At 64.0% G+C, this 12,959-nt stretch carries 12 protein-coding genes; 1 reads left to right on the forward strand and 11 read right to left on the reverse strand.

All coding sequences use genetic code 11. The features are described 5' to 3' along the window. The 6 genes from EPN31_RS15135 to EPN31_RS15160 all read right to left on the reverse strand — a co-directional run. Window positions 1–665: glycosyltransferase family 2 protein (locus tag EPN31_RS15135; RefSeq protein WP_291774927.1), on the reverse strand; the 665-nt coding region annotated here is incomplete at its 3' end. Then, the gene (locus tag EPN31_RS15140; protein WP_291774930.1) at window positions 665–1,006 is read right to left on the reverse strand and encodes a MarR family EPS-associated transcriptional regulator; all 342 of its coding nucleotides are present in this window, start codon (window positions 1,004–1,006) and stop codon (window positions 665–667) included. The genes EPN31_RS15140 and EPN31_RS15135, both read right to left, overlap by 1 nt. Before the next feature lie 23 nt (window positions 1,007–1,029). Further along, window positions 1,030–2,436 (reverse strand): O-antigen ligase, encoded by a 1,407-nt coding sequence (locus tag EPN31_RS15145; protein ID WP_291774933.1) that lies wholly within the window; start codon window positions 2,434–2,436, stop codon window positions 1,030–1,032. Window positions 2,437–2,531: 95 nt separating this feature from the next. After that, window positions 2,532–3,971: a mannose-1-phosphate guanylyltransferase/mannose-6-phosphate isomerase gene (locus tag EPN31_RS15150; protein ID WP_291774936.1), complete on the reverse strand. Its 1,440-nt coding sequence runs from the start codon at window positions 3,969–3,971 to the stop codon at window positions 2,532–2,534. 21 nt (window positions 3,972–3,992) lie between these two features. Continuing rightward, complete coding sequence (locus EPN31_RS15155; protein WP_291774939.1) at window positions 3,993–4,157, reverse strand: hypothetical protein; 165 nt, start codon at window positions 4,155–4,157, stop codon at window positions 3,993–3,995. Between the two features lie 2 nt (window positions 4,158–4,159). Further along, window positions 4,160–4,444, reverse strand: coding sequence for a CopG family transcriptional regulator (locus EPN31_RS15160; RefSeq protein ID WP_291774942.1), 285 nt, complete (start codon window positions 4,442–4,444; stop codon window positions 4,160–4,162). Window positions 4,445–4,919: 475 nt separating this feature from the next. Between EPN31_RS15160 and EPN31_RS15165 the strand changes: the two genes are divergently transcribed. Beyond that, complete coding sequence (locus tag EPN31_RS15165; RefSeq protein WP_291774945.1) at window positions 4,920–5,255, forward strand: type II toxin-antitoxin system HicB family antitoxin; 336 nt, start codon at window positions 4,920–4,922, stop codon at window positions 5,253–5,255. Window positions 5,256–5,300: 45 nt separating this feature from the next. Here EPN31_RS15165 and EPN31_RS15170 read toward each other — a convergent pair whose 3' ends face one another. The 5 genes from EPN31_RS15170 to EPN31_RS15190 form a co-directional block, all read right to left on the reverse strand. After that, the gene (locus EPN31_RS15170) at window positions 5,301–7,454 is read right to left on the reverse strand and encodes an autotransporter domain-containing protein (protein WP_291774959.1); all 2,154 of its coding nucleotides are present in this window, start codon (window positions 7,452–7,454) and stop codon (window positions 5,301–5,303) included. 217 nt (window positions 7,455–7,671) lie between these two features. Beyond that, window positions 7,672–8,295: a transcription termination/antitermination protein NusG gene (locus tag EPN31_RS15175; protein WP_291774962.1), complete on the reverse strand. Its 624-nt coding sequence runs from the start codon at window positions 8,293–8,295 to the stop codon at window positions 7,672–7,674. Between the two features lie 60 nt (window positions 8,296–8,355). Continuing rightward, on the reverse strand, window positions 8,356–9,876 hold the full coding sequence (locus EPN31_RS15180) for a nucleobase:cation symporter-2 family protein (protein ID WP_291774966.1): 1,521 nt from the start codon (window positions 9,874–9,876) through the stop codon (window positions 8,356–8,358). A 206-nt stretch (window positions 9,877–10,082) separates the two neighbouring features. After that, a complete protein-coding gene (gene pgi / locus EPN31_RS15185) occupies window positions 10,083–11,627 on the reverse strand; it encodes a glucose-6-phosphate isomerase (RefSeq protein ID WP_291774969.1) in 1,545 nt (514 codons plus the stop codon). A gap of 116 nt (window positions 11,628–11,743) precedes the next feature. Further along, a complete protein-coding gene (locus EPN31_RS15190) occupies window positions 11,744–12,940 on the reverse strand; it encodes an acetyl-CoA C-acyltransferase (protein WP_291774972.1) in 1,197 nt (398 codons plus the stop codon). Window positions 12,941–12,959 lie beyond the last annotated feature (19 nt).

Raw genomic sequence — 12,959 nt, forward strand, 5'->3', positions numbered from 1 at the left:
TAGCGGATGGTGGCTGCATCATCGACGGAAACCTCGCCACCACACCCCGCCACGACCATGTAGGTCCACCAGTCATGGGGAATGTCCGGCGCAAACGGCTGCGTCGCCGCCAGCAGCGCTCTGGCCGCCTGGTTGAAGACCATGGTGTTACCCCCCGCGACGTTCTGCGCAAGCGCGTTGGCAAAACTGACCGGACGCGAAATAGGCACCGAAACGCCAATGGGCCGATCGCTCGCATCCACCAGGGTGGAGCGTGAGCAGTACAGCGCGGGCACGTCGGCCGGCACCGTCGTCAGCCACTTCAGCGCCCGCTCGAGCTTGTTGGGCTCCCAGATGTCATCCTGGTCCGAGTACGCAAAATAGTCAGCATGGATATCGGGATGAGCAGCGAGAGACATGAAATTTGCGGCGTAGCCTTTGCGCGGCCCATGCCACAGTGAGACCTGCCCGGCGGGCCTGTAGGCTCTCCAAGCCTCCAGCAGAGGCAGGGTGTCATCCGTGGACCCGTCATCCGATGCGTGGACCACCCACCGGCGATGCGTCTGCGCCTCGTAGGACGCCAGTTGCTCAGCCAGATAGTCCTGGCCCTGGTAAGTGCACAGAAGGATCGCAACCGACGGCGGTGTCGCGACCTTCGGGGCCAACTCCACGGTCTCGCCCCCCATCACGAAGCCTGAACCTCTTTTTGCAGGCGCTCGATCTCCTGGCGCAGTGTCTCGTATTCCCGCTGCTTCAACGCCAGGAAGCGGCGCGTGAGATCCGCCTTCGCCACGATCCCAGTCGGGGTCAGCAGATACGCATAGGCCAGCTTGTTGTCGCTATTCCTGAAGTTCTGCATCTTGACCAGCCCCTTGTTCAGCAAGGCACGGATGCAGTAGTTGGTCTTGCCCAAACTCACGCCCAGCGCCCGCGACAGCTCGCGCTGGCTCAGGCCTGGGTCGGATTCCAGCAGGCGCAAAACCTGTAGTTGGCTTTCTTCGTGCAGAGGAGTTCGCAATTCAAACACGCTACCGCCGTGCTGTTATACGGTCAGCAAGCGCACGAGGTATGTTCATCAAGTGAACGCAATGTTACTTCAGCGTTATTTATGACGACCGCACCATCCGTCACAGGCTGTTTCTGCCAACGGCCAACACCCCCCGATCCGATATACGTTGTTTCACGTTCCCGTATCGCCGCCCACAACACAGCAAGCGACACCAGAAAAAACATCACACCATTATTCCGCCCAAGGATGACTTGGGTCAGACCAAAGGTAGCAAACGAGGCCGGTAGGCTTGCGCCGCAGCAGGCCAGGACACGTAGCAACAAGTCTGGGGATCGCAAACGGCGGGCGAAACTCCAGAAGCTTGAAATCAGCAGCGCGAGGATGGCCACCAGCCCCAAAGTACCCTGGTGCAGCCAGATCTCGAGGAAGTTGTTGTGGGTGTTGGACAGCGTATCCACAAACGGATTCACGCGTCCCACTGCGATTAGATCACGCAGATGGGCATCGTACTGTAGATGCCCCCAGCCCAGAATCGGCCTTTCAGGAATGCTCACGAAGGCAGCCTTCCAGGCCTCGAGGCGGGGACCCACGGTATTGTTGGCAACCTCGCCCAGTCGGCTATATTCCTGCCATTCTGTAAATGCCCCTGTATAACGGCTATCGGCAATCTTGCCGACCGGCAATACGGAGAAAATGATGACCAGCATGACCAGTACCGCCGCCCCACCCGCCAGCAACGGCCGCAAATGACGGCGGCGAAACAGCGCAATGCCGCCCAGCACGGCCATGACTGGCAAAGCCAGCAAGCTTCCCCGGGTGGCCGATGCGATCACCGCATACTCCCCCGCCAACCCCGACAGCAGCAACAGTACCGCCCACACCCTGCGCCCGCGGATGGCCGCCTCGGCTGCTGCCATCAGGCACCAGAAACCCATGGTGAGCGCAATGTCGCCAAAAGGGATGGCGCTGGTGACAAAACCGCTGGGACGATCCAGCGCCAGATGGCCGACCTGCCACCAGGCAATGGCCCCGGCGCCGCTTGTTCCAAGCGCCAGTGCCGCCACAATCCAGCTCAGGCGCAGGGACACGCGGCGAAGACCATACACGATGGGAATGGCGAGCAGATAACGGCTGCCCTGGTCCAGATACTTGCCCTCGTCACCATGCCACACTACCGCGGCGGCATTGACGACGAAGACGGCGAGCAGCAGCCAGCACAAGGTGCGGTCTTCGCGGGACCAGGGAGCCATCGCCGCGCCGACGCCTGCATCAGCGTGCTTCGGTCCACGGCGATCCGTTAACCAGACTGCCAGGCCGCCAAACAGCAGCAACGCCGCCCCCAGGGAATAGCCGGAAAACGCGGTCAGCATCAACAGATAGAACAGCGCCGCACTGGCAGACATCCAGGCAGACAGCCACGCAGGCGGTGAAACGGAAGCGGAGGGCATGGGAGAAAAATCGTAGGGGAGTGGTGAATTGTAATCGGTGCGGAGGAACGAGAATATGGCAGCGTTTGGCGCTGACGATCGCACAACCCGCGCCACTATACCCTGCCGTACAGATCTTCCAGCCGCACGATGTCGTCCTCGCCCAGATAGGTGCCCGATTGCACTTCGATCAGCTCCAGCGGGACGGTCCCCGGGTTCTCCAGCGAATGCACTTGGCCGATCGGGATATAGGTGGACTGATTTTCGGTGACCAGATAGGTCCGGTCGCCATTGGTGACCTTCGCAGTGCCGCTGACGACCACCCAGTGTTCCGCACGGTGATGGTGCTTCTGCAGCGATAGCCGCCCCCCCGGATTGACCGTGATTTTCTTCACCTGATAGCGCGGTCCACTGCCGATGGCGTCGAACATCCCCCACGGCCGGTACACCTGGCGGTGCCGCAGATGTTCGGTACGGCCAAGTGTCTCGAGCTGCGCGACAATGCGCTTGACGCCCTGCACTGCACCCTTGTGGGCGACCAGAACGGCATCGCTGGTTTCTGCAATGATCAGATCCTGTACGCCCACCGCCGCGACCAGACGGCTTTCGGCATGCACGACAGTACCGTGCACAGATTCCATCAGCACGTCACCTTGCAGACAATTTCCGTCGGCATCGCAGCCCAGCTCCGCAGCGAGCGACTCCCAGGTGCCCAGGTCGTTCCACCCCGCATCCAGCAGGACCACTGCGGCATCCTGGGTATGTTCCATGACGGCATAGTCGATGGAATCGGACGGAGACAATGCGAAGGCCTGCGCATCGGCGCGGATGAAATCCAGGTCACGCCGCGCACCCGCCCATGCGGCTCGGCAGGCGGCCAGGATCCCGGGTGCAAACCGTTCCAGTTCCTGCAGGTAGCGGCTGGCACGAAACAGGTATATGCCGCTGTTCCAGCAGTACCGACCTGAGGCCAGGAACTCAGCGGCGCGGGCGGCATCGGGCTTTTCGACGAAGCGGGACACCACCCAGCCCGTGTCCAGCACGGCGCCGCGTTCGATGTAGCCATAGCCGGTTTCGGCGCGATCGGGAGCGACGCCGAACGTGACCAGCCGGCCCCGGTCGGCCAGGACAGTCCCCTGTTCCACAGCCTGCCGAAAGGCCGCCGCATTCCGGACGAGATGGTCGGCCGGCAGCACAAGCAGCAGCGGATCATCGCCCTGATCCGTTGCGTGGAATGCCGCCAGCGCAATGGCCGGCGCCGTGTTGCGGACTGCCGATTCCAGGATCAGGCTGGTGCCCCGGACCCCGGACTGCCGAAGCTGTTCGGCGGCCAGGAAGCGATGTGCCTCGTTGCAGATGACAGACGCCGGGCGGCACGGCAGGCCGTCCAGCCGCATCAGCGTCTGCAGCAGCAGGGATTGCGGGCCCAGCAGATTCAGGAACTGCTTGGGCCTGTGCTGACGCGACAACGGCCAAAGGCGCGTGCCTGCTCCCCCCGCCAGGATCACCGGTTGCAAAGTTCGCAATTCGGACGGGCCAGCGTCATTCCGTGACATGATCAACAATCAGTGCGATGTTCATGGTTCGGCCGGATCGCGCGGAAACCCGGCTTCTCGCTGCGCTCGCACAGCAAGTACGAAGGCGATGTCGAGTTCCGGGACATAACGAGTATGCCTTGCCAGATGATCGATGATTCGATCGAAATCTTCGACGATCTTGGGCGCCAGTTCAATGCGCGCCACGACTACTTCGCCAACCGGCGTGGCGTCGGTGGTACAGCAGTCCGTCCGCCCATACTGCTTTCCAAGTATGCACGCATGTCGGCCCAAGACAGGGCCAGGCCCGATTCGACGATGCGCGCGTAACGCGCTTCAGCCCCTGCTTCAAAATCAGCCTGACGCTCGGCCGCGCGCGTCTTCTGCTCGATGGCCTCAAGAATGAAATGATGCGCCGTGACACCGGACTTCCTGGCAGCAGTCGCAACCCGCGTTTTCAGGTCTTCGGATAGGGGGATGGTGGTGGTGCTCATGACAAGCCTCGTTCGCGATCTACAGCGATGAAATCAATGTAGCGCATCAGCGGCGCGTCTAACGTGAGACAACGATATCCATCAGTAGAAAAGCGACTGGGAGCACGGCGCAATGGTCGTCATGCTGTACCCGCCACATCTACATTGCTAATCTGTGCTAGCAACTAATAGTTAGTTGCTGTATCCGATCGAATGAGGCAATATCTCCCATGTCGAAACGACAGAAGTTATTGGAACGCTTTCTCAAGACACCGCCCCCTTTGGACCTCCGGTTCGACGAGCTGGATACCTTGCTCCGTAGTTTTGGGTTTCGGATGCACGAGAACTCTGGAGGTTCTTCTCACAAATTGTTCGTACGGACTGAAGCCGACGGACGTGAGCACAGAATCGTTTGCAGCAGGCCGCATCCAGGCGGTGTCCTGAAGGCGTATCAGATCCGGGAAATCAGGGACCGGCTGATTCAATGGGGATTCTTATGAGCAACGTGCTGGAATACCGCGGCTATCTCGGATCAGTGGAATTCAGTGTCGAAGATCAATGTCTATGTGGCAAGGTGGAATTTATCGATGATCTGATTCTGTTCGATGGAACTTCGGTCACAGAGGTCGAACAGGCCTTTCGGAACGCTGTGGACGCCTACCTGGTGTCATGTGCCGAGCGTGGCGTGACACCCGATCAGCCCTTCAAAGGCAGTTTCAATGTGCGGATTGGCGGTGACCTGCATCGGCAGGCTGCCTACGAGGCCAAACGCCGTGGTGTGGCGCTGAACGAATTCGTGCTGCAGGCCATCAAAAGCGAGCTGCACGCGTAAGGCGGCTCGGCGGCGGCCAGCGCAAACAGGCCACCCCCTCTCCTGTCAGATCGCGATACTCACGCCCAGCCACACGCCATGCTGACGCTGTTGAGCACCATACTGGCCCGTATAAGCAAGCTTCAGCCGCGCATGACGCGTGACAGGTGCATGGACGCCAATGTCCAACCGCAGCGAGTGGCGCGCCAACGGCGGGCTTGCCACGTCGAACCAACGGTCAGGATCGGCGTTGTAGGCCTGACGGCTGTTCAGGCTCCGATTCCCCCAATGGCTCTGCACCCCCACATCCGCAGCCAAAACAGCAGGGCCGTGCTCCGTTGACCATTGCCGCTGGATCTGCACACCCAGATGGCTGACCCAACGCTGATCAGTCTGGGGTGACAGCGAGACCGCGGCCAGGCTACCCGATTCCTGCAAACCGGGCCGGTGCAGGCGCAGCCACGCCAGGCGGGTGTAGGGCGTGACCCCCCAGTCCCGCATGGCCAGTGGCAGGTCCGGACGCAGGTCGATCCATGCCTGTGTCAATTGTGCCTGGGAACGGGTGCGCAGATCCGCCTCGGCGGGATCAGCCTGCCGGTGCAGCTGCGCATGATGCCAGGCATGGGCAGCGCCAACCGTCAGACGCAGCCCGCGCCAGCCGTGGCTGGAACCCAGGCCGACGTGGGTAGCGGTATCTCTGGCCCCATGGCGAGCGGCGGTCGAGTCGTATTGGCTGGAAAGGTCCGTGGTCTGGGCACCGGCAAAGGCGGACAGGAACCAGTCGGCGGAAGAACCCATCCGATGGCTGATCCCGATCTGCAGACCGGCGGTGTCCCGATCATCGCTCGGCCATCCATCCGCCGCCGGACGCTCGGCATTCGCAGCCCAGGTCTGCGCCCACGCGCGGCCGCTGGCAGCATGCGCCAGCGCCGATTCGCGGACGAACCGGCTGTCCTCGATCAACGCGCTGCGCCAGGCGCCATCGACGGTATTCAGGCCGCGCGAGTTGAACCGAAGACCCAGCAGGACCCGAGTCGGTTCGTAGGTGAGCACAGGATCGAGATAACGGATCGTGCTGGCGGCCGTGGCGAACCGGCTGCCGGCGAGTGCCGACATACCGATCGAATCCGGCACTACCGCGGCCGACGCATCCGGCGCCATCATGGCGAACGCCGACGCGTCGGCTGGCCCGAAGCCTGCGTCCGCCTGTGCAATCACCCAGCGGGTTTGCGGAGTCCACGCGCCGGGTGTGGGCTCGACCCGCAGGTCGCCCGCCAACTGCATGGTGTCCCAGGTCTGCAGCGCATCGGCGCCGCCGGTGGCATCGATACGGATACGCGTCTGCGCGGTGGGCGCCAGACGCAGGCCCTGGTCGAACATCAGGGTGCCCACCGCATCCGGGCTGCCCGGCTGTAAGTGACCGGCGACCTGTGCCTCATGAATATAGCCATTCCCGGACAGCACGGTGCCCGACTCAGTATGGATAGGACCGCGCAACCACAGGCCGTCCACGCGCAGGCCGCCGCCGAGCACAACCAGCGGATCGCCATTGGCGCTCTGGTTGAATTCAGTCAACCGCAGGGTCCCCGCGCCGTCTTTCACGATAGGCGCCGTGGCATCGATGTGCCCGGCCAGCGTCGCCTCGCCCGCCGCGACGCGCCAGGTCACAGGTTCCTCGCTGTGCGCCGCCGTGAGCGTCCATCTGCTGTCCAGCAGGTCGACAGGATCGTCACGGCGTACACGCAACGACTGCGCCAGCCGCACGCCGTCTGCCAGTTCCAGCCGGGTACCCGCAACCAGGGTCAGCGTATTCGTATCGGCACCCAGCGCACCGTCTGCCGCCACCCCCAGGCTGCCGCGCAGCAGCAGTGTCCCACCCCCGCGGCTGCTGTCCGCATGCAGGGCCAGGTGGCCTTCCCCGAGCTTGAAGAGCGAGCGGGTCGCATCAGGGTCGTGGGGGTTGACCGGACCGGTGATATCGCTGTCGACGGCGCCCATCAGCGTGAGTGTGCGCCCTGCCGCCACGTCCAGTGCGCTGTGGTCCGCCAGAATGACGCGGCCGACCACCTGCCGGTCTTCATCGATCACGACCTGTTCACCGTGCAAAACAAAAGGCGCCGGGGAAGCCTCCCACGGCGCCTGCATTGCCATTGCCATTGCCCCGCTGGGCGGCGGCAGTCCCACACAAAAACAAGCGAGTGCAGCATGCATCAATTTCATGTTGTCTCCTGTTTGGTATGTCGTCGTCACTGACTGTGACAAAACGAACCATACGGGAAGACACTGAACGCAATCCGTGTAAAAAACGGCACGATCACGCATTGATCACGCTGTGAATACTTGTGAAGATGCTGTAAATTGTTGCGTTCTCGAAATCTGCGCGGGCCACCTGCCAAGCCGGCCGAAGGCTAAGCATTCCAATCGTTCAACCCGCGCCTCACAGCGGCGCGATCCGCCCGAACTCCACCTGCACGGACTGCGGCCGGCCCAGGATCTCCAGCAGCAGCGTGACACGATCCTTGGACACCGATTGCACCAGCGCCTGGAGGCCGGCGAGCGCCGGATCCAGCAGCCGCACGGCCATGCCAGGCTCGTACGGACTGATGCTGTCCAACGACGCCGTCTCACGCAGGGATTCGGCCTTGCGGATGCTGTGGATGGCCTCGTCGGCCAGCGTGGCCGGATGCTGACCGAACATGACCAGACGGCTCACTCCCACCGTGGAGCGCACCACCGACAGCGACTGCGTGCTACGCGTGGGGCGCAAAAACAGGTAGCGGGGAAACATGGGCTCGTGGATGACGGCGGCTCCGGCTGCCGCCAGTGCGGTCGAGCGTTCAACGCCAGCGGCAGAGACTTTGGCCACGCCACCTGCCGCCGCCCTTCGTCCCGGTTTCCTGAACACCCGGAACAGGGGCAGATAGACTTCGAAGTCCTGGCGCTGGAGCTGCTGCAGCGCGACGTGTTCCTGTCGCGGCTTGGTGTGGGCGACATACCAGGCCGCAGCCGCCGTCGTAGACGGCGTGCAGGTCTGATCGCTGGGCGAAGCCGTGGAAGTCATCGAGAATGCCTGGACGCTGGGTCCTCATTCGCTGGGCCTCCATTGTAAGGGACGCGCCACTCACGCCCCCACTTGCTTCGCAGCCTCGACCGCGGCGCTGGTATGAGCCGGGTCACCGCCCTTCGGGGCACCGTTGAAGAACAGGTTCAGCCCAACCGCAGCGATCGAGGTCAACAGGATCCCGGACTCGATGAGCGGGTGAATGGCGGCGGGCATCCACTGGCGGAAGCTGGGGGCCACCACCGGGATCATGCCCACGCCGATGGAAATGGCGACGATCATGGCGTTGTGGCGGTTTTCCTTGAAATCCACGCCCCCCAGGATGCGGATGCCGGTGGCGGTCACCATGCCGAACATCACGATGCCGGCACCGCCCAGCACCACGGTAGGCAACGATTCCACCATGGCGGCGAGCTTGGGCAGCATGCCCAGGACCAGCATGATGATCCCGCCCGCCACGCAGACATAGCGACTGCGAACGCCGGTGACGGCCACCAGCCCGACGTTCTGTGAGAAGCTGGAGTACGGGAAGGTATTGAAGATGCCGCCGATGAGCGTCCCCAAGCCATCGGTGCGCAGGCCGCGCGCCAGGTCCTTTTGATCGATTTTCTTACCGGTCATGTCGGACAGCGCCAGGAACATCCCGGTGGATTCGATCAGGATCACGATCATGACCAGCACCATGGTCAGGATCATCCAGAAGTCGAAGCGCGGCATGCCGAAATGGAACGGCACGACGATATCGAACCAGGCCGCCCGGGCGACCTTGTCGTAGGTCATCATGCCCAGCGCGCTGGTGATCACCGCACCCACGATGATGCCCAGCAGCACCGCGATATTGGCCAGAAAGCCCTTGCAGAACTTGGCGATGACCAGGATGGACACGAGCACCGCCGCCGCAATGCCGACGCCGGTCAGGTCGGCATAACGCGGGTTGGGCATGGTGGGCAGAATCGCCAGTCCCTGCGGAATCGAGGGCAGCGCCGATCCGGGAGCGCCCGCCATGGCCTTGATGTCCCGCAGCCAGGCCACGTAATTCGGGTCCACCACGCTGGGGGCGGTGGGGCCGAACGGGTTGCCGAAGATCCAGTTGATGCCCACCCGCATCAGCGTGATGCCGATGATGGCGATGATGGTGCCGGTGACCACGGGCGGAAAGAAGCGCAGCAGCCTGCTGACCCAGGGCGCGATGATGATGGTGATGACCCCGGCGGCGATGATGGTGCCGAACAGGAGCTGGGCGCCTTCGTGCCCCTGGGCCGTGTTGGCAATGTGGATCATGGGCCCGACAGGCGCGAAGCTGACGCCCATCATCACGGGCAGCTTGATGCCGAACCACTGGGTAGCCCCCAGCGACTGGATGATGGTCGCGATGCCGCAGGCAAACAGATCGGCGGCAATCAGCATGGATACTTCCGCATCCGTGAGATGCAGGGCACGGCCAATGATGAGCGGCACGGCCACTGCCCCCGCATACATCACCAGCACGTGCTGCAGACCCAGGGTGGTCAGCTTACCGAGCGGCAGGATCTCATCGACGGGAGCAACTGTCTTGCTCGCCGAAACAGCGGCTTCGCGCATGTTCGTCTCCAGAATTTTCTGATGTTGGATGCAAACTCTACCGTAGCCGCCCCGGGCTGGCTATACGGGAAGCGTCATAAGCCGCCTGTGGGATTCCCCATAAATCCGGGATAACCCTGATCTGGCGTCCCGACCGTCGCGCCCCAACCGGATCTGCCCCGATCGTCGCCCCAGACCGCAGCTCCCCCGACCGCAGTTCCCAAACCCTAGCGCTTCAGTTCAGTGATCCAGTGACGGGTGGAGACATCATGAACAGGTTGAGCCGTGTCGCCCTGCAGCTCGCCCACGATGTCGCGTGCGAGCACCTTGCCATATTCCACACCCCACTGGTCAAAGGGATCGATGCCCCAGATCAGGCCCTGGGTGAAGACACGGTGTTCATAGAGCGCCAGCAGCGCCCCCAAGGAATACGGCGACAGGCGCGGCAGGACGACGAGATGGTTGGCGCGGCCGCCCGGGTGCACGCGATGGGGTGCCAGCGCATCGGCCTGCGCCGCATCCAGGCCTTCGGCCAGGCATTCGGCACGCGCCTGATCCAGCGTCTTGCCGCGCATCAGCGCCTCGCGCTGCGCCAGGCAATTCGCCAGAAGCTGGCGATGGTGTGTCGGCCAGTGGTGATCGGCCTGCCGACAGACGATGAAATCGACGGGCGCGCCGTCGCTGCCCTGGTGCATCCACTGGAAGAACGTGTGCTGCGCGTCGGTCCCCGGCATGCCCCAGACGGCCGGGCCGGTCGGCACACCCACGGGGCGCCCCGCCAGATCCACGGATTTCCCCAGGGATTCCATGTCCAGCTGCTGCACATAGGGCACCAGATTCGCCAGCCGCGAGTCATACGGGGCGATATTCAGGGACCCGTGGCCCAGGATGCTGCGGTTGACGACCCCGGCCAGCGCCATGCGCACGGGCGCATTGACGGACAGCGGCGCGTGAAGAAAGTGCTCGTCCATGGCCGCGGCCCCCATGCGCAGCCCCGCCAGCACGTCGGCCCCCACCGACAGCGCGGTGGTCAGGCTCACCGCCGACCAGACGGAAAACCGCCCACCCACCCAGTCCCAGAGATGGAAAATCTGTTCGTCCGGAATCCCCCAGGCCCGGGCCCGCTCGGGCTTGGCGGTGACGGCCACCATATGTGCGGCGGGGTCCAGACCCGCTGCCTGGAGCCACTCGCGGGCGCGGGCGCCGTTCTGCAGCGTCTCGGCGGTGGTGAACGATTTGGAAACCAGCACCACCAGCGTGTGGCGAGGGTCCAGGCCCGCCAGCCCGCCCTCGATCGCGTGGCCGTCGATATTGGCCACGGATCGTACTTCGCGCCAGGTGCCGGCATAGCCGAAGGCCGAGACGGCCAGCCGCACGCCCCAGTCCGAGCCGCCGATGCCGATGTGGACGATGTGGCGCCAGCGGCGCTCGGCGTCGGCCTTGCGGACGAAGGCATCCATGCGCTCACGTTCCGACAGCACGCCTTCGGGGCTGCGCAAGGCGCGCAAGGCCGTATGCCAGGCGGCGCGATGTTCAGTGGTGTTGACGGGCTCGCCCGCGAAGAGCCGCGCCCTTTGTGTCGAAAACTGCCGCGCGGCCAGCAGGGCCTCGCCGGCGGCCAGCAACTCGGCCGAATGCCGCTGCCCGCTGGAATCCAGCGTGAGGCCCGGCGCCTCAATCAGGTCCAGGCCATCCTCGCGCGGCGCACAAGCCTGCGCCACCAGCACGAAGCGTTTCCATTCAGGCAAATCGGTCAGCGCAGGAAAGGTCACGGTGAGACACGCAATGAGGAAAGTTGAAGGCAGTATATCGGCAGCGGAAGAGCTCCGCGAAATCTGTCTCGGCCCGCGCCTCGATTCCGAGGCGGCGACTACACGTTCAGACGCCGCTAGCAGCGCTCGAAAATCCCCGCTGCGCCCATGCCCGTTCCCACGCACATGGTGACCATCCCGTACTGCAATTGATGCCGCTGCATCGCATGGATGGTGGTGGCCGACCGGATGGCCCCGGTGGCCCCCAGCGGATGGCCCAGGGCGATCGCGCCACCCATGGGGTTGACGACGTCCTCATTCAGCCCCAGGTCGCGGATCACCGCCAGCGACTGGGCGGCAAAGGCTTCATTCAGCTCGATCCAGCCCATCTGATCCAGCTTCAGACCGGCCTTCTTCAGGACGGCGGGGATGGCTTCCTTGGGCCCGATGCCCATGATGTCGGGCGGCACACCGCGCACGGCAAAGGACACGAACCGGGCCAGCGGCGTCAGGCCGTGCGTCTTCAGTGCCCGCTCGGACACCACCAACAGCGCGCCCGCGCCGTCGGAGGTCTGCGAACTGTTGCCGGCCGTGACGCTGCCCCGGGCGGCAAACACCGGCCGCAACCGCGCCAGCGCCTCCAGGCTGGTGTCGGGGCGCGGCCCTTCGTCCAGCGTCACGGTACGGTGCGTTTCGCGGACCTCTCCCGTCGCCAGGTCCGGCGTGCGGTGCACGATGTCCACAGGCAGCATTTCGTCGGTGAATTCACCGGCTTTCTGCGCCGCCAACGCGCGCTGGTGCGAGCGCAGCGCGAAGGCGTCCTGGTCCTCGCGCGATACCTTCCAGCGCGTGGCCACCTGTTCCGCGGTCGCCCCCATGCCGTAGGCGATGCCGATGTTTTCGTCCTTCAGATAGATGTCGGGGCTGAAGGACGTGCTGACGCCCAGGATGGGCACCATGCTCATGGATTCCGTCCCGCAAGCAAGCAGCACGTCCGCCTCGCCCACGCGGATACGGTCGGCAGCGATCGAAATCGCCGTCAGGCCGGAGGCGCAGAACCGGTTGATAGTGCAGCCCGCCACCGATTGCGGCAGACCCGCGAGCAGCACACCCACGCGCCCCACGTTCAGCCCCTGGGGTCCTTCCGGCATGGCGCAGCCCACGATTGCGTCCTCGATGGCGGCCGGGTCCAGGCCGGGCGCCTGCGCCAGCACGCCGCGAATGGTGTGGGCGAGCAGCTCGTCGGGACGGGTGTGAATGTACATGCCGCGAGGGGCCTTGCCGATGGGGGTGCGCGTCGCGGCGACGATGTAGGCTTGCTGCAATTCAGTCATCTTGGATCTCCTGGTTCTC

The sequence above is a fragment of the Castellaniella sp. genome (assembly GCF_004321985.1).
Lineage (GTDB): Bacteria > Pseudomonadota > Gammaproteobacteria > Burkholderiales > Burkholderiaceae_B > Castellaniella.